The following is a 21,495-nucleotide window of genomic DNA, read 5'->3' on the forward strand; positions in this document are numbered from 1 at the left end:
GCTAACGACTCAGGCCGAGGGGCTGGCTGCTTTCTGGCAGGCAGGGCAAAGACCCACCACTTCCAGTGTCTGGTGTTCTACCTTAAACGACTGTTTGTCAGCCTGCTGCTGAATAGCCGTTTCGATCACATCACTGGCAATCTCCAGCGCGGCGCCGCAGTTGGAGCAGAGAAAGAAATAGCCGGTGTGCTGATGGGCAGGGGAGTTACAGCCAATAAAGGCATTCAGCGAGGCAATACGGTGAACCAGGCCTTGCTCCTGCAGGAAGTCCAGCGCGCGGTAGACCGTCGGTGGTGCAGAGTTAAAACCATCGGCAGCCAGCTGGGGCAGAAGTTCATAGGCACCCAGTGGTTTGTGGCTCTGCCAGATCAGCTCCAGGACGCGTTCACGAATGGGGGTAAAGCGCACGCCGCGATCATGGCATAACTGTTTCGCCGTATTCAGCGCACCATCAATGCAGCGCTGATGATTATGCGGCGTAAAACAGGGTGTTGTTGCAGCCATGACCAAATACCTCTTGCAATAATGCAATATTATAACATTAAATATGGACCGTCGATTCGCTCTCTATGTTATTACATTGCACCCTGGAGTTCACATGAAGATCCCCGCCGGAATGGCACTTGCTGCGCTTTTGGCTGCCAGTGGCAGTGCTCACGCCGATGCGCCACAGGTTCTCACTACCCTGAAACCCCTTCAGCTGATTGCTGCGGCCATTACCGATGGCGTCTCCGCGCCGGAATTGCTGGTTGCGCCCGGTGCATCGCCTCACGATTACGCCCTTAAGCCTTCCGATAGCCGCAAGCTGGCGTCTGCCGATTTGCTGGTGTGGGTGGGGCCGGATATGGAGGCCTTTGTTGCTCGCAGTGCCGAGCAGAAAAAACCTGAGCAGCTGCTGACACTGGCCGAGGTGCTGAACCTCAAAGAGCGTGGCAAAGAGGAAGACCATGACGAGCATCACGATGAGCATGCGGATCATGAAGACCACGACCATGACGAACACGCCGATCATGATGGGCACGATGACCATGAGGAAGAGGCTGAAGAAGGCCATCATCACCATCATGGCGGCTACAATCCGCACATGTGGACCAGTCCGGAATTCGCCGTAGAGGCGGCACATGCACTGGCCGATCGTCTGCGTGAGCTCGACCCTGAGCACGCCGAACGCTATGTCGAGAACTATAAAACCTTCGAAGAAGCGGTAAATGCCGAAGATGCCAAGATCAAGGCTGAGCTGGCGCCGGTCAAGAGCACGGGCTACTTCGTCTTCCACGACGCTTATCACTACTTTGAAGAGCACTACGCCCTGAATCATCTGGGTGAGTTTACGGTCAACCCTGAGCGCCAGCCCGGCGCCAAGCATCTGGCGGAAATTCGTCATGAGCTGGAAGAAGGTAAAGCGCGTTGTGTCTTCACCGAGCCGCAATTTGTGCCTGCGGTGGTGGAGTCCATCACCCACGGGCTGAATGTTAAACAGGCGGCGCTGGACCCGCTGGCGACCGATATTCCTGTCAGCGCGCAGGGTTATGTGCATTTCCTGGATGACATCGCCGGTCGCTTCAAAAGCTGCCTGCAGTAAGTCCGAGTCAGCTCAAAACTAAAAAAGCCCGCTGAGGTTCACACTTCAGCGGGCTTTTTTATGGCGGTTGCTAGCGTACGCCGGGCGCCGGTTCAGGGCCGCGCTTCAGAATCTCCCGCACCCGCGTGAGCCCAAGCTCCAGCTCTGCCAGCGTGGCCGGGTGGCTCAGTGACAAACGTACCCCCTGATGCACGATCTGCCTGCCGGCAGAGAAGTGCTCGCTACCAAACAGCTGCACCTTGGCGGCATCGGCGGCTTGGACAAAGTGGTGGCTAAGCCAGGGCTCCGGCAGATTAATCCAGCCGTGGTTACTGATCGGGGCGCACTCAAACAGCTCGGTGCCGAGAATCGAGCGGGCCAGATCGCAGCGATGCGTCAGTGCATCGCGTTGCCTTTCCAGCAGGCGCGCGGCTTCACCGCTGACTATCCACTCCCCGACAATCGCCGTGAGAAAGGGGCTGGTCACCCAGCAGACACTGCGAATGGCTTCATGCACGGCGTCGATCAGACTGAGCGGCGCCACCAGCCCGGCAACACGAATCCCGCCCGAGAGTGCCTTGGAAATCCCGCTGATGTGCAACACCTGTTCTGGCGCCAGCGCGGCCATTGGCACGGGGCGCTCTCTGGGTGTCCAGCCGTTGATGTCATCCTCGATCACCCACAGGCCGTGACGCTGGCAGACTTCCAACAGCGCTTCGCGGCGCTTCAGGCTGAAAATGCGCGAGGTCGGGTTTTGCAGGGTTGGGGTGCAGTAGAACGCCTTCGGACGACGTTCCCGACAGATGAGCTCCAGACTTTCCGGCAGGGGCCCGTCCTCATCCATCGCCACCGGCAGTACTTTGAGGTTCAGCTTGCGCGCGGTCAGCAGCAGGCCCGGATAGGCCAGCGCCTCGCAGGCCAGCGTATCACCCGGATTTAAGGTGCTGAGCAGGGACAGCAGAATGCCCTGTTGGCCGCCTGCGGTCATCACCAGCTGCTCAACCGGCGGCTGCAGACCAATCATTGCCAGCCACTGACCGTATTGCTCGCGATGGGCGGGAATCCCGGCTTCCTGATTATGCTCCAGCAGAGGGTTCAGATTTTGCTGCAATACCCTGTCGAGGGCAGAGCGAAAGGAGGCTTCGCGGTCATCCGGCACGCAAACGGTCACGCCCAGGTTGGCCCAGTCATCCCTGTGCTCGATTTTCCAGGGACGCGAGACCAGCTGACCCTGCAGACGCACATAGGTGCCACTGCCGACACGGGCTTCCACCAGCCCGCGCCGTTCGGCTTCGGCGTAGGCTCGGGTAATGGTGCCGACCGTGACGCCGAGCTGATCGGCCAGCGCCCGGTGGGTTGGCAGGCGCTGATTCACTTCCAGCTCACCTTGCTCAATGGCCGCTGCCAGCGCATCAGCAATCGCCAGATAACGTGGCCCTTGAAAGACACTTAGGTCTGGATTCCAGATTGTCACCATGACAATAAAACCATTGACGGAAAATATCCGGCAATTATGCTGAATAAATCGAGACAATTAAAGTTTTTATTTAAATTGTATCGATGCATTGAGAGCGGTAACCCGGCGCCAGGTGTATCGCTCTCAACCTGAAACAAGGTAAGGAATCGATAACGTTGATGGAGCTGATAGCGCTCCCACAGGTAACCACCATGAGTACGAGTTTATTTTCACTGACACTGGGTTTGCAGTTATTGGGGCCAATGGTCGCCTTTGCCTTCCTGATGGCGGGCACACCCGGCCCTAACAACATGATGCTGACGGCATCGGGCGCGCGATTTGGCTGGCGCCGGACCTTGCCGCATATTCTGGGCATTTCGGTCGGCTCGGTGGTGATGATTGTGCTGGCTGGCATGGGGCTGGCGCAGCTCTTTATCGTCTTCCCGGCTTGCCGCTGGGTAATGAAAGCCATCGGCGGTGCCTATCTGCTGTGGCTGGCGTGGAAACTCTGGATGGCTGAACCCGGCAAAAGTGCCTTGCCCTTTCTGGATCGTCCCATGCGCTGGCATGAGGCAGTGCTGTTTCAGGGTGTGAATCCGAAAGCCTGGATGATGGCGACCACGCTGATCAGTCTGTTTGCACTGGCTCCCTCGCAGACGCTGCAGGTGACGCTGATGGGCTGCATCATCTTTGGTCTGGTGGCGCTCTGTACCGGCAGTGCCTGGACCTGGCTTGGGCAGAGTGTGAAGCGCTGGTTAAATCAGCCCGGCCGCGAGCGTGGATTTAACCGCCTGTTGAGCCTGTTACTGGTGGGTTGTGTTATCTGGTTTATGGCCTAGGCCTTTCGTATTCAGTATCGCGCGGGGCGGTAAAACACCGCTCTGCGCACCAATCAAGGAGTCAGGCAATGCGTACACTGGGAATTCTTGGAGGGATGAGCTGGGAGTCAACCCAGGTCTATTATCAGGATCTGAATGCAGGTGTTCGTCATGCTCGCGGTGGACTCAGCTCGGCACCGCTTCTGCTTCACAGCCTTGAGTTTAGTCAGTTGGCTGCCTGGCAGCACGCTGGTGACTGGGAGGCCATCGCCCAAACCCTGGCCGCTGCGGCGCAGGGATTGGAGCAAGCGGGTGCCAAGGCCATCATGATTGCCACCAATACCATGCACAAGGTGGCGGATCAGGTACAGGCGCGGATTGACGTGCCGCTGCTGCATATTCTGGAGGGAGTGGGTCAGCGTCTTGCCCAGGCAGGCATTACTCAGGCCGGGCTGTTAGGCACACTTTTCTCAATGGAAGATGGCTTTTATCAGCGTCATCTGGCCCAGGGTTTTGATATTGCTCTGCAGGTGCCTGAGGCGTCAGGTCGTCAGCAGGTGCATCGCATCATTTTTGAGGAGCTGTGTCAGGGCAAAGTGCTGGAACTCAGTCGCCAGCAACTGGCCGATGAGGCGCAAAAGCTGGCACAGTCTGGCTGTCAGGCGGTGATTCTGGGCTGCACCGAGCTGGGACTGGCGCTGCAGGGAGAGGTCGCAGGCACACCTTTACTGGATTCCACAGAGATTCATATTCAGCAGGGACTGGATTTTCTACTGGCGCAGTAGCTCGGAGTGGTTGTTCGTGTTGATAAGGAAAAAGGGCGCTCAGGCGCCCTTTTCTATCGCGGTGACGTAGGTATTACTGGTGATAAGTCTCGCCGTTGATCACCAGACTCTGACCGTTGTACTGACAGCTGGCTGAGGCATCCGGCATGGTGGTGGTCTGCATGACCTCGCCTGACGACACCAGCTTGTAGTGGGCGGGCTGGTACTTAAAGCTGATGGTGTCGGCCGTCGCTTTAAAGCTGAAACCCACCTCAAAACGATACTGGCCGGAGCCATCCAGCTGCACCAGAGTGCCGGAGCCGGCGCCCGGGTCTGTCAGTGTCAGGGTGCTAAGGCCGCCGTCTTTCACGAACTTGCCCACGGCGCGGGTGCAATTGATCTCACCGTTTTGACTGGCGCTGGTATCACCGATCAGTGAGGTGGTGCTCTCTTCCGGACTGCCGCCAGGGTTAGAGCTGTCGCCCACCGGCGGCATGCCTTCGGATTCCATGGCGACCTGATTCATCAGCGCGCGCTCATCCTGCAGACGCAGGTACTCGGTTTCAGAGTCGATGAGCTTGCCATCGAACATCATGCAGGTGGTGACCGTTCCGTCCGCGCTGGTACAGGGCAGTCGGCCTGTCATCGAAGGAATGGTGGAGGCATCGGAGACTTCCATCCACTGGCCGCTGTGCCAGGTTATCCGTCCGGAGCCATAGGGCACGCCATCGCGCAGTTTACCGCGCCATTTATCGTTGTTTTTGAAAGTGAATGTGCCTTCGGCTGGCGTTAGACCGTCATAGGTGCCGACAAACTGGCTGCCATCGGGCCAATGGGTAATGCTGCCTTCGGTCAGCTGCAGCTTGTTATCCAGCTGGCCTGTCACCGTGCGGCCATCTTCAAAGTCCATGGTGCCACGTGGGCCTGTACCCGCCAGCCAAAGTGCATTACGCAGGGTCAGTACGGTCTGGTCGTCTTTCTTAAAGATAAAGGTGGCACGGCCCGTGCGCAGACCATGATCCTGCGGGCCCTGATAAGTAATGTCGTAGCCGGACTGGCTTGGAAGTGTGAAGGCTTTGTAGGAGCTGTCGATCGGTTGCGTGACCGGCGGCTGATTGGCGGCTGTCATTGGGCCATGAACTTCAATGTCATCCGACAGCCAGCCGATGTCGACATAAAGCTCGGTCAGCTGACCTGCCTGCACATCGACCCAGCCGGAATAGCGCGTTTCATCCAGATGTTTCACGGTCACCCAGTAACGATCCGGCCAGAGGGGGTAACCCTGATTCTGGCCATTCTGCATTTGTGGTGTTGTGAAAGGCACAAAACCCTGATTGCTCTCGGCCTTGGAGACTTCCATCGTCCAGCCATAGTAGCTGCCTGAGCTGGCATTTTTTAAGCGCAGGGAAAGGGTGCCGGGCAGGGTGTTGGCCTGGGTGGCCTCTGCCATCGAGCCTGAGTTAGCGGTATTGCCGTAGCCTGACCCTGTCGTTGGCGCTGATCCACAGCCTGAAAGAAGCAGAAGGGCTGCCATCGGGGCAAGCAGGACAAGACGACGCATGAGACTCTCCTTAATCGCGAATGGAGAAACTTTAGCAGCACCGGCGCTGGCAGTGAAGAAAAAGGGGAAGGCGTGAGCGCGTTGCCTCGTGAAGCGCAGAGGATCGAGCCGGATAAGGGGTTATGGGATAAGGCAGAAAAAACTGAGGCTGACATGGGTCAGCCTCAGGAGAGTGAGCCGTTCTCGCTTAATGTCAGGCTGAGGTTGCCGCTGTCAGGTTGGCATTCTGACGACGGGTGGCGCTCAGGGTCAGCCCCAGCGCCATACCTAGTACACCCAAACCGGCAATATAGTACGTTGGTGCCAGGGGGTTTTCTTTCAGCAGCAGCGTGACCAGCATCGGCGTGGTGCCACCGAAAATGGCGTAGGCCAGATTGTAAGAGAAGGACAATCCGGTGAAGCGCACGGCGGCCGGGAAGGAGGAGACGGCAATGGCAGGAACGACGCCAGTCAGGCCGACAAAGAAGCCCACGACGATATACATCGCTACCAGATGGGTCGGATCAGTCAGTACGGTGGAATAGAACCACCAGTAGCTAATGCCCATGCCCGCACTGAAAATAAAGAGAACAGGACCGCTACCGAAACGGTCAGCCAGAGCGCCAGAGACCATGCAGCCCACGATCACCGCAATAATCGCCATACTGTTGGCAAACAACGTGGTTTGCGCAGGCAGGTGCGCCAGTTTCTGCAGTAGGGTTGGCGTCATCAAAATAGCGACGACGATGGCGCCGGTCAGAATCCAGGTCACCAGCATGGATACCACAATACCGCTGCGATGGTTACGCAGAATCGCTTTCAGGGGCATTTCCTCAGCCAGCTCTTTGCGCTGCTGCATCTCGGTAAATACCGGAGTCTCATGCAGCCAGCGGCGCAGGTACATGGTGATAAAGCCCAGAATGCCGCCCAGCAGGAAAGGCAGACGCCAGGCGTAATCATTCAGCTCTTCTGCCGAGAAGGTTGCATTAATAATGGTGGCAACGACAGAGCCCAGCAAAATGCCCGCGACCAGACCGGCCGACAATGTGCCACAGGCAAAGTTGGTGCGGTTGGCGGGCACGTGTTCGGTAACGAATACCCAGGCGCCGGGGGCTTCGCCACCAATCGCAGCACCCTGTAGCACACGCATCAGCAGCAGTGCCAGAGGCGCAAACAGACCCCAGGTTTCATAAGTAGGTAACAGGCCCATCAGCAGAGTGGGGCAGGCCATCAGCAAAATGGAGAACATGAACATACGCTTGCGGCCGATCAGATCGCCGAAGTGCGCCATGATGACGCCGCCCAGGGGGCGGGCAATGTAACCTGCGGCGAAAATACCAAAGGTCTGTACCTGACGTAGCCAGTCGGGCATGTCAGGTGGGAAGAACAGTTTACCGACGACTGCCGCGAAGAAGACGAAAATGACGAAGTCGTAGAATTCCAGGGCGCCGCCCAGGGCAGACAAAGACAGGGTTTTTGCATCCCCACGGCTGAGGGGACGATGCAGATCCGCGGCACTCAAGGCCCGGTTCTGGGAAGTGTTCATGGCATACTCTCGTTAGGTAGTGTTGTTATTCAGTCGTCTTTTCAGGTGGCCGCCGGCGATTATGATTCGCGGTCGGCAAGCACGGGGTGCTGCACCTGTTCACAGGGTGTGCCGGGACGTTGTCTTGTCGCCTGGCGTTTTCCGGTAGGACGCTATCCTGAAGGATCGCTTTTATTGTTGTGATGCGTGCCATGAACGCATGAACATGCAGGCACTGCGAGAGCAGAAGAAGTCACCGGACCCAACACTCTAGCAGAGAGGGTGGCGTCCGGTTATCACTAATTGTGTAAAAAGTATGTTTTTCTTAAGGAATGCTATAGAAAGTTACAGGCGTGGCAGTGTGCCGCTGTCTGTCAGCCGATGGCGCAGAATGTCGCGGAATTCATCCGGGTTTTTCATATAGGTACCATCCGGGTGAATCTGCTCAAGACGGGAAAGCCAAAAACGCATCGCGGCGGTTTGCAGCATCAGTGGCCAGTAATCATGCTCGGCATCCGTGAATGGGCGAACCTTGGCGTACGAGCTCAGCAGCGCTGCGAGATGCTCTTTACGCCAGCTGCCGTCCGGATTGATACACCAGTCGTTGGCCGTGATCGCCAGATCATAAAGCAGATAGCTGGTGCTGGCGTTGTAGATATCGATGATGGCGGTCAGCTCACCCTCATGGAAAAGGGCGTTGTCATGGAACAGGTCGCCATGGGTGACGCCTGTGGGCAGGCGAACAGTAGCCTTTTCTGCCTCCAAGAAACGGTCAAAACTGGTCACCGCCTGCTGCATGAGCAGCGCATCGGCCGGAGCCAGTTGCTGGGCACGAATCTGTGACTCGCGGCGCCACCAGAACACGCCGCGGTGGGCCTGGCGAGTCATGAAGAAATCATCACCCGCCTGATGAAAGCGCGCCAGATACTCGCCAATCACACCGCATTGAGCCACGGTGAGTTCATGGCGTGGCAAGTGAGCGCCCTTAAAACGCGGCAGTATCAGTGCCGGACGGCGGTTCAGGGTATGCAGGGCGATGCCGTTCTTATCCTGAAAAGGTGCGGGTACGGGAATACCTGCACGGGCAAGCCAGGTGGTGAGTTCAACAAAGAACGGCAGTTCGGCCTCAGGCAGGTCTTCAAACAGGGTCAGCACATACTCACTGTGCTGGCCATCGCGTTCGAGGGTAATAAAGAAGTTGGTGTTCTCGACGCCTCCATCAATGCCTTTAATGGACACCCCCCGGCCCAGATCAAACGACTCCAGAAAGGTATCCAGTTCAGACAACGTGACGGGGGTGAAAACAGCCATACTAGCTTCCGCTTACCATTGAAAAATGACCCACTTGGGAATTCGCAGCTGCGAGCGATCGCTCTCTCGCATGCCGCCATCTACGGGCACCAGATAATAGGGCTTGCCGTTCTTGGGCACCACCTTAATTTCAACCACCTCACCGTTGACGCGGTATTCATAGAAGGTTTTATCGGTCTTGTGAGTGATGATGATCTGTGGTTCGCCAAGATCATCATCGGCGGCATAACTGACGCCACTGAAAGCGGCGGTGGTGGCCAGCAGGCCAGCCAGTATCCATTTGCGCATGACTGTCTCCTTGTTTTGTCAGGTTGCAGGGTGGTCAGCGGAAAGGAAAACCTGTCCCGCTTCGCCTGCACCGGCCTTTTGTCACTGCCGGGGATTCTTTATCATGGCGGGCCTGCCCAAAAAGGAAACTCGCCATGTCTGCTTCAGCACCCCGCGCACCTTTGGTACTCGTGGATGGTTCATCCTATCTGTATCGCGCGTACCACGCGCTGCCGCCACTGAATAATGCCAAGGGCCAGCCCACCGGTGCCATCAAGGGCGTTCTCGGTATGCTGCGCTCACTGCGACAGGCGTATCCTGATTCTCTAACCGTGGTGGTGTTTGACGCCAAGGGCAAGACATTCCGCGATGATATGTACCCTGAATACAAGGCCAACCGTCCTTCCATGCCGGACGATCTGCGCTCGCAGATCGAACCTTTGCACGAAGCCATCCGTGCGCTGGGCTATCCGCTTCTGGCGGTTACCGGCGTTGAAGCGGACGATGTTATCGGCACTTTGGCGCAGCAAGCCTGGCAGGCCAGGCAGCCGACGGTGATCTCGACCGGCGACAAGGATATGGCACAGCTCGTCAATGAGCACGTGACCCTCGTCAACACCATGACCAATACCACCATGGATATTGAGGGCGTGAAGGAAAAGTTCGGCGTCGCGCCCGAGCGCATTATCGATTACCTCGCGCTGATTGGCGATAAGGTCGACAACGTCCCGGGCGTGCCCAGTTGCGGCCCGAAAACCGCAGTGAAGTGGCTGGAAGCCTATGGCTCGCTGGATGGCGTGCTGGAACATGCCGAAGAAGTAACAGGCAAGGTCGGTGAGAAACTGCGTGAATTTGCGCCTGAGCTGCCGTTGTCCCGCGATCTGGTGACCATCAAGTGTGATGTGGAACTGGAAGAACCCCTCGCCGCGCTGGCGATGAAAGCGCCCGATACCGATCTGCTTTTCACTCTGTACACCGAGCTTGAGTTCAAAGGCTGGCTGGCGGAGCTTAAGCGCGGCGGTCCGCTGGCGACGCCGGAGTCTGCAGAAGTCGCGGCTGATCAGGGTGAGCTCGCTGAAGCGATCAGCTTCCCGACCGACACGCGTTACGAAACGATCCTGACGCAGGAAGATTTTGATCGCTGGCTGGAGAAGCTGAACAAGGCGGAGATTTTCGCGCTGGATACCGAAACCACGTCGCTGGATTACATGGAGGCGCAGCTGGTGGGCATTTGTCTGGCGGTTGAGCCCGGCGAGGCGGCGTATATTCCTATGGCCCATGACTATCTTGGCGCCCCCGCTCAGCTCGATCGCAACAAGGTGATTGCCGCACTGAAGCCAATACTTGAAGACGAGAATAAGGCCAAGGTGGGGCAGCACCTCAAGTACGACATGAACGTGCTGGCCAGTTATGACGTTGAACTGAAAGGCATCGCGGATGACACCATGCTGGCGTCCTACGTGCTAAACAGCACGGCGACTCGCCATAACATGGATGATCTGGCCAAGTTTTATCTTGATCACACCACCATCAGTTTTGAGGATATTGCCGGTAAAGGCGCCAAGCAGCTGACCTTTAACCAGATCGAGCTGGAAAAGGCCGCGCCGTACGCCTGTGAAGATGCCGACATCACCCTGCGCCTGCATCAGGTGCTGCAAGCCAAACTGACAGCGGAGCCTAAGCTCAAAACCCTGCTGACGGATCTGGAACTGCCGCTGGCGCCGATTCTGTCGCGGATTGAGCGCACCGGTGCGCGTATTGATGCCGAACGTCTGCACCAGCAAAGCCAGCAGCTGGCCACGCGTATGCAGGAGCTGGAAGCCGAAGCCCATGAGCTGGCTGGTGAGGCCTTTAACCTTGGCTCAACTAAACAGCTGGGCGAGATTTTGTTTGAACGCCAGAAGTTGCCAGTACTGAAGAAAACCCCCAAGGGCGCCCCTTCGACCTCCGAAGAAGTGCTGGCGGAGCTGGCGCTGGATTATCCGCTGCCCAAGGTGATTCTGGAGTACCGCAGCCTCAGCAAACTGAAGTCGACCTATACCGACAAGTTGCCGGAGATGATCAAGCCGAAAACCGGTCGCGTACATACTTCTTATCATCAGGCGGTAACGGCCACTGGCCGTTTGTCTTCGACGGATCCGAACCTGCAGAACATCCCGGTGCGTAGCGAAGAAGGCCGCAAGATTCGTCAGGCGTTTGTGGCACCTGAGGGTTATGTGCTGATGGCGGCGGACTATTCGCAGATTGAGCTTCGCATCATGGCGCACCTTTCGGATGATCAGGGTCTGCTGACTGCCTTCTCCCACGGGGAAGATATCCACAAGGCGACGGCGGCAGAGGTTTTTGGTGTGTCGCTGGAAGGGGTCAGTGCGGACCAGCGTCGCAGTGCCAAGGCGATCAACTTTGGCCTGATTTATGGCATGTCGGCCTTTGGTCTGGCTAAGCAGCTCGGGATTAATCGTACCGATGCGCAAACCTACATCGACCGTTATTTCACCCGTTATCCCGGCGTGAAACGCTATATGGACAACACCCGTAGTGATGCAGGTGAAAAGGGCTTTGTCGAAACCCTGTTTGGTCGCCGTTTGTACCTGCCGGATATCAAATCCAGCAATGGCATGCGTCGTCAGGCGGCGGAACGTACGGCGATCAACGCGCCGATGCAGGGCACCGCGGCAGATATTATCAAGCGCGCCATGCTGGCGGTGGATGCGGCTTTGGGCGCCAGTGACCTGGATGCCCGCATGATCATGCAGGTACACGATGAACTGGTACTGGAAGTGAAGGCCGATCAGGTCGAGGCCGTTAAAGCGCTGATCACTAAGGCCATGAGCGAAGCGGCAGAACTTAAAGTGCCACTGCTGGTGGAAGTCGGTACGGGCTGCAGCTGGGAAGAGGCGCACTGAGTTAGCCTCAGCGACTTTTCAACAGCCCGTCACTGATCTGACACACGGGCGTTATCCACAATCAGGCCTGCTTCTGCGACTCTCGGAAGCAGGCTTTTTTATGGGCGCTTTAGTGGTTGTCGTGATGCAGCCGCTCAGCGAGCCAGATCCGCGCTGCCAAAGGCCACGGCATCATGGGCATGCAGGCTTTCCTGATGTTGCACCTTTACGGAGACCTGCGTGAAGCCCGCTTGCTGTAATCCCTGCAGCAGGATGCGGCTGGCATCTTCGACATACATCAACTGCGAGCCATTGCGCACCGCAAAGGCTTGTTCATCCGCCCGCTTGACCAGTGTCTGTACTGGCGTCTGCAAGAGATCTTCCGCAAGCGTAATCAGCTCAGGTAGCCCCCAGTGATGGGCATCGGCAGCAATGGGAAGCTGTAAGGTGGCGATACTGCGCTGGCTGTGGGGTGTCGCCATGCTGCCATGCGCTTGTAGCCAGTCGTAAACCCGGGCCAGCGTCAGTGTGTCGCTGGCGTTTTCCGCAAAGGCCTGCAGGAAGGCGTCCGCCAAGTATTGTCGACTTAGCGCGGCAGAGCAGGGGCAGGTTGAGGAGTAGTGAAGATCCACTTCGAGGCTGATCTGACTTTCACCCAGATGGGCATTGTGTTCACCCAGTATCCGCACAGGATAACGCTGCCAGCCACTGCGTTCAGCGGTCACCAGCGCCGGGCGGCTGAGATAGAAATCAAAATGCCATTCACTGCGTGCCAATAAGCTTTGGCATTCGTCATGGCTGGCAATCGCGCGTGCCAGTAACAAATCCAGAGCTACGGGAGTCAGTGGTTGCGTCGCCATTTCCTGTGCCAGTGCATAGAGCCGTGACATGTGAATCCCTTTGGGGCCATTACGCGAGCCGGGCAGGTCTACGCCGATGCTGACCTGCGCCTGAGAGTGGCGCATGCCATCAATCTCGTTCAGGCGAATGGGCAGAAAGATGGATTCCATGCCAACCCATTCCAGTGATGGCATGGCAGAGTTAAGGGGTTGGCGGGCTGTATCTGGAAGGGGTTGTGGGCTGTGCATCGGATCAGACTCACTAAGCTATAAAATGTTATATCATAACATTATACAGTTAAGAGGAAGTTCCGGGTCAAATCCAGCAGGCAAAGAGGCAAGTGAGAAGCCGCTCGGTTAGGGCAGCGGGTAAAAATAAGGTTACAGGAGATGACATGGAATAAGGGCGGGGATGGCTACACACGACCGGTATCAGTGATTCTATTCGGCGGTGTGTAGCGAACAAGTCGGACGTATTACTCGGTGGCGGTATCGTCTTCTGAGGTATCTTCGACGGCAGGGCCCAGCAGCCAGTCATCCAGACGGTGTGCCAGCTGTTCGACACCGGTTTTCTTCAGCGATGAAAAAAGCTGCACGCTGACCAGATCTCCCATGCGATCACGCAGCTCATTGCGCAGCTTCGCCATCGTGGAGGACGCTGGTCCCTTGTTAATTTTGTCGGCTTTGGTCAGCAGAATGTGCAGAGGCATTTTGGCATCAATGCACCACTCCACCAGAATTTCATCGAACTCGGTCATGGGATGGCGCACGTCCATCATCAGCACCAGCCCTTTAAGGCTTTGGCGATCAGCCAGGTAATCGCTGATGTGGGCTTGCCAGTCGAGTTTCATGGCGACGGGCACTTTGGCGTAGCCATAACCCGGCAGGTCGACCAGGTAAATCGGCGGGTTCTCAACCCCGTTAGGGACCTTGAGAGAGAAGTAGTTGATCAGCTGCGTGCGCCCTGGCGTTTTCGAGGTGCGCGCCAGTTTGCTTTGCTGAGTCAGCGCATTGATGGCACTGGATTTACCCGCATTGGAACGACCCGCGAAAGCGACCTCGCACGTTTCATCGGGCGGGCACTGGCTCACTTTGGCCGCACTGATGGCATAGCGGGCTGTGTGGTAATTGACGCGTGAGGTTAGCATGGTGATCGTGCTCTGGCTGACTCAGCAACGGATAAGCTCGTTTTTGAGTGCTGGGTGGTTCACTATAATGCCGATCAGATGCGGGCAACGGCATTGTCGATGTCTTGGTGCCCTATGATACTGAAAAAAACCAATAAATGATTGTGCCCGGCGGGCCAATCCGAACCAGGATAAGCAAATGACGCTGCGACTCTCATGCCTGTTGCTACTGCTGGCTGTTTTTTCCGTGAATGCGAATGCCGAGGGCGATCCTGCCAAAGGTAAAGCCAATATCGTTGTCTGTGCCGCCTGTCATGGCATGCAAGGTGTCTCACCCATGCCAACGTATCCCTCGCTTGCTGGCCAGCATGAGCGCTATCTCACCAAGGAGCTTCAGGATATCAAGTCGGGCAAGCGGTCGGTCCCGGTAATGAGTGGTATTCTTCTTAATCTGTCGGATGAGCAAATGAGCGACATGTCCGCCTATTTCGCCAGTCTGCCCATGCCTGCTGCCAAAGAGGGGTCAGGTGATAATGCTCTGGGAGAGACGATTTATACGCAAGGATTGCCTGACAAAGGCGTGCCTGCTTGTACGTCGTGTCACGCACCAGCAGGGATTGGCAACTCTCAGGCTGGTTTTCCCGCGTTGGCGGGCCAGCATGAGGCCTACCTTGAAGCTCAGCTCAAGGCTTATCGCGATGGCACACGCAGCGCAGATAAAACCAACATTATGGCAGGCGTCACCGCCAATATGACGGATGACGACATGGCTGCGGTCGCGAGCTATTTGCAGGGGCTGAGTGCGCATTAAATCATCCTTGATTGTATAAGGATGAAACATTTGCGGCGAGGCGAGACAGGAAAGCCTTTTGTATGATGGCTTTTTGGGTGTTGAACTTTATGTGCCTGTGTCGGTCACAATGAATGGATACTGGCACGAGGCAGGGCCTCATCCACGATTAACAGGATCGGAGAGCATTACATGTTGAAAGCAGTAAAAGTGTTGGTGTTGGGTCTGTGTTTGCTTCCTCTGGCAGGCATGGCTGATGAAACCTATGTTGAAGGCAAGGACTATCAGGTACTGAGCGAGCCTGTTCATACCCCCGATCCCAAGAAAATTCAGGTGATCGAATTCTTCAGTTACGCTTGCCCGCACTGTAATGCCTTTGATCCGGTCGTCACTCCCTGGGCGGCCAAACTGGGTGATGATGTGCAGTTTGATCACGTTCCAGTGGTCTTTCATCCAAGCTGGGAAGGTCTGGCGCGTACTTACTATGCGACCCATGAAGTGGGCGTAGAAGAGAAAATTCATGCGCCTCTGTTTGCCGCGATCCATCAGGACCACCGTAATCTTTCCACCAAGGAAAATCTGGTGGCCTTCATGAAAGAGCAGAATGTGGATGCAGAGCAGTTTGCCAAGGTCTATTCTTCTTTTGCGACGGATATGCGTCTGAAGAAAGGCGAAGGCTTGCTGGCGAGTTACGAAGTGACAGGCGTTCCCTCCATTACCATCAATGGTAAGTATGTGGTGGCGCCAGTGAACTCCGGAGAAGATACGTTCACTCACATGCTCAAAGTCGCAGACTATCTGATCGCAAAAGAACGCAAAGCCATGCAGTAACGGAGCACTGTATGGTGAGGGAATGGCTCTCTGGTGTCATTCCCTCCCACAAAGATGTCGTTGCCTGAGGTGAATCATCTTCTCTCAGGCAAAACATGTCAGTATCTGTCGAGCTCCATAGATTCTTCATTGGATGGCCCTGTGAGCAGTACAGATACGCAAGACTGGAAAAGTCGTTACTACGAACTTCTTTCTGAGCTGAACGAAGCTGAGCTGGATGCTGAAAACAAGTTAAAACTGTTTACAGCACTGGTTCGTAAGCTCGCTCAGCATTTAGCCCTGGACCAGCCCCATGTGCCACGCTGGGGGTCTCTGGTTAAAGCGCTGCAGAATGTCCCTGATGCTTCCATGCTCACCGCCTGGGTCGAGCAGGTGGATGCTCCCCTGCCCGCCGATCACGCAATCCAGACGCCGGAAGAACAAGACACCGCCGATACTCTCGTCCGCCGCATACGCCACTGGCTATTACGTCAGGTGCAGCCGGTGATGGGTGAGTTACAGCACCATCCTGACCTTCTTAATCTGATTGATGAACTGGAAGGGCAAGATAGCCCGGAAGTGGTCGAGCGCACCTTGCAAAGTTTACTGACAGTGCTGTTTTCGCAACTAGGTCAGCAAAACCGAGAGCTGGAAAACTACCTTCAGGAGATTTCACGTCATCTGCAGATGATGCAGCGTTATGTCGATACCGAGTTGCTGCAACAACGCTCAGCGCGTGCAGAAACTGCAACCTTTACCTCAGATTTGCAGCAGGATATGGGGGACTTGCGTCAGGAAGTGCGTGATGCCACCAACCTCTCAGTGTTGCAGTCACAGGTTGAGGAACGTCTTAAAGGCCTGACTGGTTATGTGGAAAGCTATCGTACGGCCCATGAAAAGCGGGCACAGCATTGGCAGCAGCGCCATAACGAGATGGAAAAGCGGTTGAAGTCCCTCGAAGTTGAGCACGAAAGGCTGCAGGGACAACTTGAAGATCAGCATCAGCGAATGCAGCAGGATGCGCTGACCGGTTTGCCCAACCGAATGGCCTACGATATGCGCCTGCGTCAGTTGTTTAGCGATTTCCAACAGCAGCAGCGGCCTTTTGCACTGTTAGTCGGCGATCTGGACTTCTTCAAGGCTATTAATGACCAATATGGTCATCTGGCCGGGGATAAAGTGCTGAAAATTATGGCAAAGACCCTGCGCCCGCTGTTACGAAAAGAAGATCTGCTGGCGCGCATTGGCGGCGAGGAGTTTGTTTTCCTGCTGCCGGGTCTGGGCCGAGATACAGCGCGGCAGTTTGCCGAGAAAGTTCGACTCACAGCCTCCGGTGTTGGCTTCCATTTTCGCGGAGTGCGGGTGTCTGTCTCTCTTTCCGTCGGAATTGCGATTTCCCGTCAGGGCGATGATGCCGCCAAGCTCTTTGAGCGTGCTGATCAGGCGCTCTATGAAGCGAAACGAAATGGCCGGAATCAGGTTTGTGTCGAGTCAGACACAGACAAGGCCACGCGCAAGCGTTAGAATCATCGGCTTCATGTGCAAGGCACAGGCTTTGGATGCTGTGTCTGATCTAAGGAAGCGGTTCTGGTGATTCGACTACTTCGTATTCTGACCATCATTCGTGTTATCGCCCAGTATCGCCTGGATGACATTATTCCCCTCAATGCAATGCCGTGGTTTATTCGGGCCTGTGTCTGGCTCCTGCCCTGGCGTTGGTATCGTAATGAGTTGCCTCGTGGAGAGCGTCTGCGCTGCGCTCTTGAAGAGCTTGGCCCGGTGTTCGTCAAGTTTGGACAGGTGCTGTCTACCCGTCGTGATTTGCTCCCGCCGGATATCGCCGATGAGCTAAAGCTCCTGCAGGATCGTGTTCCGCCCTTTCCCGGTGATCGTGCCATTAGCATTATTGAGCACTCTCTCGGAGTGCCCGTCTCTGAAGTCTTCAGCTCTATCAATCGTCAGCCTTTAGCCTCCGCCTCTATTGCTCAGGTCCATGAAGCCGTGCTTCACAGTGGCGAGCATGTGGTGGTGAAGGTTATTCGTCCGGGTATCAATAAAATCATTCGCAAGGACGTCGCTGTCATGCACGCTGTTGCCGGGATGATTACCCGCGTCTCTGCAGATGGACGGCGTCTTCGTCCGGTGGAAGTCGTCCGCGATTACGAACGTACGCTTTACGATGAGCTGGACCTGCAGCGCGAAGCTGCCAACGCGGCACAGATTCGCCGGAACTTTGATAAGTCCGTCATGCTCTATGTTCCTGAGGTTTACTGGGAATTTACCCGACGCCAGGTCATGGTAATGGAACGTATCGGCGGTATTCCTGTGGCGGATGTTGACAGCCTTCGCGCCGATGGTGTGGATCTGAAAGTGCTTGCCGAGCGAGGGGTGGAGATCTTCTTCACTCAGGTCTTTCGAGATAACTTCTTTCACGCAGATATGCACCCTGGCAACATCTTCGTGGATCGTGATGCGACTTCCAGCCCTCGCTATATCGCGATCGACTTCGGTATTGTCGGTTCGCTGACGCCCGAAGATCAGCAGTATCTGGCGCGCAATCTGCTGGCTTTTTTCAAGCGAGACTATCGCCAGGTTGCACAGTTGCATGTTGACTCCGGCTGGGTGCCGCCGGATACGCCAGTTCATGATTTTGAGGCCGCCATACGTACTGTCTGTGAGCCTATTTTCCAGAAGCCGCTGAAAGATATTTCTTTTGGTCATGTCTTGTTAGGCCTCTTCCAAACGGCCCGTCGCTTCAATATGGAAGTGCAGCCTCAACTGGTTTTGCTGCAAAAAACCCTGCTGAATATTGAAGGTTTGGGGCGTCAGCTCTATCCCGAACTTGATCTCTGGGCCACAGCGAAACCTTTTCTCGAAAACTGGATGAAAGAGCGCATGGGCGCGCGTGGTGTATGGCGGCGCATGAAGGCTCAGGTGCCGGATATCATGGATCAGCTACCGCAACTGCCGCAGCTGACCATGGATGCACTTCAGCAAGTGCGTCAGTTGGATCAGACGCTTAAGCAAATTCAGCAAACGACGGATGATCTTGAGCCTGCCAAGCACTGGATGGGTAAAGTGGGTCTGGTCGCTGTTGTGCTTGCTCTCATTACTTTCTGGCATGGCAGCTGGAACTGGATAAGTCAGACGCCCGTCTCTGCATGGATTGTCGCGGCGGTAGGGTTGGCTCTTTTATGGCGGCATCCCCGCCGCTGAGATGCGATAAGGTTTGAAAAACATGACAGAGAAGAACTGGCTGTCACAGGTCAAGTGGAATGCTGATGGGCTGGTACCAGCCATCGCCCAGGATGCAAAAACCGGACGGGTTCTGATGATGGCCTGGATGAATGCTGAAGCACTGGAGCTTACCCTGAAAGAGCAGCGCGCGATCTATTATTCGCGTTCACGCCAGAAACTCTGGCGCAAGGGTGAAGAGTCCGGACATGTTCAGCGGCTTTTTGACCTGCGTCTGGACTGTGACGGTGACTGCGTTCTCATGCAGGTGGAACAAATCGGTGGTATTGCTTGTCATACTGGGCGCGAACACTGTTTTTTCTATCAGCTGCAAAATGATGAGTGGACCCCGGTTGAGGAGGTTCGCAAGGACCCGGCGGCGATCTACCACAAAGAGGAAAAGTGAAGATGAGTGATGTGCTCAAGGCGCTGGATGCCGTATTGGAATCACGTAAGAATGCAGCTGCTGATAAGTCCTACGTCGCCTCTTTGCATCATAAAGGGCTAAACAAAATCCTCGAAAAAGTAGGTGAGGAGTGTACAGAAACCCTGCTTGCGGCTAAGGATGCCGAGCATAGCAAAGACCTGAGTGACGTCATTTATGAAACGGCAGATCTTTGGTTTCACTCACTGGTCATGCTGTCTCATCTGGGTGGTTCATCGCAGGCTGTGCTGGATGAATTAGCGCGTCGTTTCGATCTTTCCGGTCTGGAAGAAAAGGCGAATCGCGATAAAAACTGAGGTGTTTGTCACGCCCTTGTCACAGCTTTGTCGCATATTGCCAAGGACCGGTAGATCAGCGAAGATGGCCTAAACCACGCCTCGCTGGTCGATCACCAGCCTGTCTCAAGCCGAGTACAACTCAATCTCGGTAGTAAATTTTTAAGGAGCTCTGTAATGCTTGGCGGAATCAGTATTTGGCAACTAGTTATTGTCCTTGGCATCGTCGTGCTGCTTTTCGGAACCAAGAAACTGCGCAATATCGGTTCTGATCTGGGTAGTGCAGTCAAAGGCTTTAAAAGTGCCATGAATGATGATCAGAGCAAGAATGAAGCGAACAAGATCTCCCATGACGATGCTGACTTTGACAGCAAAAAGCAGGAAGACCTGAGTAAGAGCAAAGAATCCAAGGACGCCTGAGCGCATTCATGTTCGATATCGGATTTACCGAGCTGCTTGTTGTTGGGGTAGTGGCACTGCTGGTGCTTGGCCCTGAACGACTCCCCGTAGCGGCAAGAACGGCCGGGCTCTGGATTGGCAAACTCAAGCGTATGGTGCAAAACGTTCAGCACGAGATCAACGAAGAGCTGCGTGCTGACGAACTGCGTCGTCAGGCTGAGAAAAACCGCGAACATCTGGCCAAATTTCAGCAAGAGGTATCCGGCTTCAGTAAAGCAGCTGAAGATACCTTCCAAGGTAAGCCAGCTGAAACTTCCGCGGAAAGCCAGAAACCTGCCGAAGTTGCCGATTCTCTTCATCACCTGGCGCGCGAAGGACGAGATAGCGAAAGCGTCGAAGAGCGTGCCAGTGTAGCCGAGTCCTCAAAACAGCATGAGCGAACCTGATAATCACCAGCAGGCAGAGATGCCGCTGATTTCTCATCTGCTTGAATTACGAAATCGCCTGCTCAAGGTGGTGTTGATCGTACTGATCATCTTCCTCGGGCTATTCTATTTCGCGAACGATCTCTATCACTACGTATCCGCGCCTCTGCGTGACATGCTGCCAAAAGGCTCAAGTATGATCGCGACCGAGGTTGCTTCTACATTTCTTGCCCCCTTCAAGTTGACTCTGGTGGCTTCAGTAATGATGGCAATGCCATTCATCCTGCATCAGGCGTGGGCATTTATTTCCCCTGGGCTATATCGTCATGAAAAGCGCATCGCCATGCCGCTGCTGGTATCGAGCGTCTTTCTCTTCTATGCAGGGATGGCGTTTGCTTACTATGTAGTATTTCCGCTGTTATTCGCTTTCTTTACTACCACCGGGCCAGCTGATGTTGAGGTCATGACTGATATCAACAAGTATCTGGACTTTGTGCTCAAACTCTTCTTTGCTTTCGGTGTCGTCTTTGAGATCCCGGTTGCGATTATCCTGTTGATTAGCTCGGGTATCGTTACGGCCAAAGACCTGGCTGCAAAACGTCCCTACATTATTGTGGGATGCTTCGTTGTAGGTATGTTGCTAACGCCACCAGATGTCATGTCGCAGTCACTTCTCGCAGTGCCTATGTGGCTGCTGTTTGAAGTGGGACTGGTTTTTGGGCGACTCATCAAGCAGCGTGTAGTAGAAGAAGAGTCGGAAGAAAGTGAGACCGATCAGGTTTCATAAGTAAAAGCATTGATTAAAAGCAGCGGCCTTGGCCGCTGCTTTTTTATGTCTGCTGTTTGTGCTTTTAGTTATTGGCTTCGCGCAGTTCGGCGAAGCTCATCCTTTGAATGCTCTCAGTGTCGGTTTGAGCGTTTTCGGGCGTCATGAGCCTGAATTTGGTTTTTCTTGGTTTTACCCCTTGACGGACTCATTCAAAGGTCTATAATGCGCCCCCACTGAACGACGCGGCGCACCGCC

21 protein-coding genes are annotated in these 21,495 nt (G+C 55.3%); 13 read left to right on the plus strand and 8 right to left on the minus strand.

The window, feature by feature from the left end:
* Positions 1-9: 9 nt before the first annotated feature.
* A complete protein-coding gene (locus tag ACKC9G_RS15700; protein WP_411407085.1) occupies positions 10-504 on the minus strand; it encodes a Fur family transcriptional regulator in 495 nt (164 codons plus the stop codon).
* Positions 505-598: 94 nt separating this feature from the next.
* On the opposite strand from ACKC9G_RS15700, the gene znuA reads away from it, so the two are divergent.
* Positions 599-1,582, plus strand: coding sequence for a zinc ABC transporter substrate-binding protein ZnuA (gene znuA / locus ACKC9G_RS15705; RefSeq protein WP_411407087.1), 984 nt, complete (start codon positions 599-601; stop codon positions 1,580-1,582).
* A 70-nt stretch (positions 1,583-1,652) separates the two neighbouring features.
* On the opposite strand, the gene ACKC9G_RS15710 is transcribed toward znuA, so the two are convergent.
* Positions 1,653-3,038: a PLP-dependent aminotransferase family protein gene (locus tag ACKC9G_RS15710; protein WP_411407089.1), complete on the minus strand. Its 1,386-nt coding sequence runs from the start codon at positions 3,036-3,038 to the stop codon at positions 1,653-1,655.
* A gap of 191 nt (positions 3,039-3,229) precedes the next feature.
* Here ACKC9G_RS15710 and ACKC9G_RS15715 point away from each other — a divergent pair, with 191 nt between their 5' ends.
* Together ACKC9G_RS15715 and ACKC9G_RS15720 are read left to right on the plus strand one after the other, a co-directional pair.
* Positions 3,230-3,856: a LysE family translocator gene (locus tag ACKC9G_RS15715; RefSeq protein ID WP_411407091.1), complete on the plus strand. Its 627-nt coding sequence runs from the start codon at positions 3,230-3,232 to the stop codon at positions 3,854-3,856.
* A gap of 68 nt (positions 3,857-3,924) precedes the next feature.
* On the plus strand, positions 3,925-4,620 hold the full coding sequence (locus tag ACKC9G_RS15720; protein WP_411407093.1) for an aspartate/glutamate racemase family protein: 696 nt from the start codon (positions 3,925-3,927) through the stop codon (positions 4,618-4,620).
* A gap of 73 nt (positions 4,621-4,693) precedes the next feature.
* On the opposite strand, the gene ACKC9G_RS15725 is transcribed toward ACKC9G_RS15720, so the two are convergent.
* The 4 genes from ACKC9G_RS15725 to ACKC9G_RS15740 form a co-directional block, all read right to left on the minus strand.
* The gene (locus ACKC9G_RS15725) at positions 4,694-6,160 is read right to left on the minus strand and encodes a hypothetical protein (protein WP_411407095.1); all 1,467 of its coding nucleotides are present in this window, start codon (positions 6,158-6,160) and stop codon (positions 4,694-4,696) included.
* A gap of 193 nt (positions 6,161-6,353) precedes the next feature.
* Complete coding sequence (locus tag ACKC9G_RS15730) at positions 6,354-7,685, minus strand: MFS transporter (RefSeq protein ID WP_411407097.1); 1,332 nt, start codon at positions 7,683-7,685, stop codon at positions 6,354-6,356.
* A gap of 324 nt (positions 7,686-8,009) precedes the next feature.
* Positions 8,010-8,975, minus strand: a complete 966-nt coding sequence (locus ACKC9G_RS15735) for a homoserine kinase (RefSeq protein WP_411407099.1) — start codon at positions 8,973-8,975, stop codon at positions 8,010-8,012.
* A 12-nt stretch (positions 8,976-8,987) separates the two neighbouring features.
* Entirely contained in the window at positions 8,988-9,263 is a 276-nt protein-coding gene (locus ACKC9G_RS15740; protein WP_411407101.1) for a DUF2782 domain-containing protein, read from the minus strand.
* A 134-nt stretch (positions 9,264-9,397) separates the two neighbouring features.
* On the opposite strand from ACKC9G_RS15740, the gene polA reads away from it, so the two are divergent.
* A complete protein-coding gene (gene polA / locus ACKC9G_RS15745) occupies positions 9,398-12,148 on the plus strand; it encodes a DNA polymerase I (protein WP_411407103.1) in 2,751 nt (916 codons plus the stop codon).
* A gap of 134 nt (positions 12,149-12,282) precedes the next feature.
* Here the strand turns inward: polA and folE2 are convergent, their stop codons facing one another.
* Positions 12,283-13,215 carry a GTP cyclohydrolase FolE2 gene (gene folE2, locus ACKC9G_RS15750; RefSeq protein WP_411407105.1) on the minus strand — a complete coding sequence of 311 codons (933 nt, stop codon included), beginning with the start codon at positions 13,213-13,215 and terminating at the stop codon, positions 12,283-12,285.
* 227 nt (positions 13,216-13,442) lie between these two features.
* Complete coding sequence (gene yihA, locus ACKC9G_RS15755) at positions 13,443-14,114, minus strand: ribosome biogenesis GTP-binding protein YihA/YsxC (protein ID WP_411407107.1); 672 nt, start codon at positions 14,112-14,114, stop codon at positions 13,443-13,445.
* 178 nt (positions 14,115-14,292) lie between these two features.
* Between yihA and ACKC9G_RS15760 the strand changes: the two genes are divergently transcribed.
* The 9 genes from ACKC9G_RS15760 to tatC all read left to right on the plus strand — a co-directional run bounded on the left by ACKC9G_RS15760 (position 14,293) and on the right by tatC (position 21,258).
* Positions 14,293-14,904, plus strand: coding sequence for a c-type cytochrome (locus ACKC9G_RS15760; protein ID WP_411407109.1), 612 nt, complete (start codon positions 14,293-14,295; stop codon positions 14,902-14,904).
* 171 nt (positions 14,905-15,075) lie between these two features.
* Positions 15,076-15,714, plus strand: a complete 639-nt coding sequence (locus ACKC9G_RS15765; RefSeq protein WP_411407111.1) for a thiol:disulfide interchange protein DsbA/DsbL — start codon at positions 15,076-15,078, stop codon at positions 15,712-15,714.
* Between the two features lie 141 nt (positions 15,715-15,855).
* Complete coding sequence (locus tag ACKC9G_RS15770) at positions 15,856-17,217, plus strand: diguanylate cyclase domain-containing protein (protein ID WP_411407113.1); 1,362 nt, start codon at positions 15,856-15,858, stop codon at positions 17,215-17,217.
* A 66-nt stretch (positions 17,218-17,283) separates the two neighbouring features.
* Complete coding sequence (ubiB, locus tag ACKC9G_RS15775; RefSeq protein WP_411407115.1) at positions 17,284-18,909, plus strand: ubiquinone biosynthesis regulatory protein kinase UbiB; 1,626 nt, start codon at positions 17,284-17,286, stop codon at positions 18,907-18,909.
* A gap of 22 nt (positions 18,910-18,931) precedes the next feature.
* Complete coding sequence (gene hisI / locus ACKC9G_RS15780; protein ID WP_411407117.1) at positions 18,932-19,333, plus strand: phosphoribosyl-AMP cyclohydrolase; 402 nt, start codon at positions 18,932-18,934, stop codon at positions 19,331-19,333.
* 2 nt (positions 19,334-19,335) lie between these two features.
* The gene (locus ACKC9G_RS15785; RefSeq protein ID WP_411407119.1) at positions 19,336-19,668 is read left to right on the plus strand and encodes a phosphoribosyl-ATP diphosphatase; all 333 of its coding nucleotides are present in this window, start codon (positions 19,336-19,338) and stop codon (positions 19,666-19,668) included.
* A gap of 156 nt (positions 19,669-19,824) precedes the next feature.
* Positions 19,825-20,067 carry a Sec-independent protein translocase subunit TatA gene (tatA, locus tag ACKC9G_RS15790; RefSeq protein WP_411407121.1) on the plus strand — a complete coding sequence of 81 codons (243 nt, stop codon included), beginning with the start codon at positions 19,825-19,827 and terminating at the stop codon, positions 20,065-20,067.
* Positions 20,068-20,075: 8 nt separating this feature from the next.
* Entirely contained in the window at positions 20,076-20,492 is a 417-nt protein-coding gene (gene tatB / locus ACKC9G_RS15795; protein ID WP_411407123.1) for a Sec-independent protein translocase protein TatB, read from the plus strand.
* Positions 20,479-21,258: a twin-arginine translocase subunit TatC gene (gene tatC / locus ACKC9G_RS15800; RefSeq protein ID WP_411407125.1), complete on the plus strand. Its 780-nt coding sequence runs from the start codon at positions 20,479-20,481 to the stop codon at positions 21,256-21,258. Before tatB ends, tatC begins: the two co-directional genes overlap by 14 nt.
* The last annotated feature ends 237 nt before the right edge of the window (positions 21,259-21,495 follow it).

The organism is Pokkaliibacter sp. CJK22405 (assembly GCF_046614695.1).
Classification (GTDB): Bacteria; Pseudomonadota; Gammaproteobacteria; order Pseudomonadales; family Balneatricaceae; genus Pokkaliibacter.

What these genes read in the sequence shown, in the direction of transcription:
- ACKC9G_RS15730 (WP_411407097.1), bottom strand. Translation starts at nt 7,685, where the DNA reads ATGAACACTTCCCAGAACCGGGCCTTGAGTGCCGCGGATCTGCATCGT.
- ACKC9G_RS15715 (WP_411407091.1), top strand. Translation starts at nt 3,230, where the DNA reads ATGAGTACGAGTTTATTTTCACTGACACTGGGTTTGCAGTTATTGGGG.
- ACKC9G_RS15760 (WP_411407109.1), top strand. Translation starts at nt 14,293, where the DNA reads ATGACGCTGCGACTCTCATGCCTGTTGCTACTGCTGGCTGTTTTTTCC.
- hisI (WP_411407117.1), top strand. Translation starts at nt 18,932, where the DNA reads ATGACAGAGAAGAACTGGCTGTCACAGGTCAAGTGGAATGCTGATGGG.
- ACKC9G_RS15785 (WP_411407119.1), top strand. Translation starts at nt 19,336, where the DNA reads ATGAGTGATGTGCTCAAGGCGCTGGATGCCGTATTGGAATCACGTAAG.
- tatA (WP_411407121.1), top strand. Translation starts at nt 19,825, where the DNA reads ATGCTTGGCGGAATCAGTATTTGGCAACTAGTTATTGTCCTTGGCATC.
- ACKC9G_RS15740 (WP_411407101.1), bottom strand. Translation starts at nt 9,263, where the DNA reads ATGCGCAAATGGATACTGGCTGGCCTGCTGGCCACCACCGCCGCTTTC.
- tatB (WP_411407123.1), top strand. Translation starts at nt 20,076, where the DNA reads ATGTTCGATATCGGATTTACCGAGCTGCTTGTTGTTGGGGTAGTGGCA.
- polA (WP_411407103.1), top strand. Translation starts at nt 9,398, where the DNA reads ATGTCTGCTTCAGCACCCCGCGCACCTTTGGTACTCGTGGATGGTTCA.
- ACKC9G_RS15765 (WP_411407111.1), top strand. Translation starts at nt 15,076, where the DNA reads ATGTTGAAAGCAGTAAAAGTGTTGGTGTTGGGTCTGTGTTTGCTTCCT.
- ACKC9G_RS15720 (WP_411407093.1), top strand. Translation starts at nt 3,925, where the DNA reads ATGCGTACACTGGGAATTCTTGGAGGGATGAGCTGGGAGTCAACCCAG.
- tatC (WP_411407125.1), top strand. Translation starts at nt 20,479, where the DNA reads ATGAGCGAACCTGATAATCACCAGCAGGCAGAGATGCCGCTGATTTCT.
- folE2 (WP_411407105.1), bottom strand. Translation starts at nt 13,215, where the DNA reads ATGCACAGCCCACAACCCCTTCCAGATACAGCCCGCCAACCCCTTAAC.
- znuA (WP_411407087.1), top strand. Translation starts at nt 599, where the DNA reads ATGAAGATCCCCGCCGGAATGGCACTTGCTGCGCTTTTGGCTGCCAGT.
- ACKC9G_RS15710 (WP_411407089.1), bottom strand. Translation starts at nt 3,038, where the DNA reads ATGGTGACAATCTGGAATCCAGACCTAAGTGTCTTTCAAGGGCCACGT.
- ACKC9G_RS15700 (WP_411407085.1), bottom strand. Translation starts at nt 504, where the DNA reads ATGGCTGCAACAACACCCTGTTTTACGCCGCATAATCATCAGCGCTGC.
- ACKC9G_RS15725 (WP_411407095.1), bottom strand. Translation starts at nt 6,160, where the DNA reads ATGCGTCGTCTTGTCCTGCTTGCCCCGATGGCAGCCCTTCTGCTTCTT.
- yihA (WP_411407107.1), bottom strand. Translation starts at nt 14,114, where the DNA reads ATGCTAACCTCACGCGTCAATTACCACACAGCCCGCTATGCCATCAGT.
- ACKC9G_RS15735 (WP_411407099.1), bottom strand. Translation starts at nt 8,975, where the DNA reads ATGGCTGTTTTCACCCCCGTCACGTTGTCTGAACTGGATACCTTTCTG.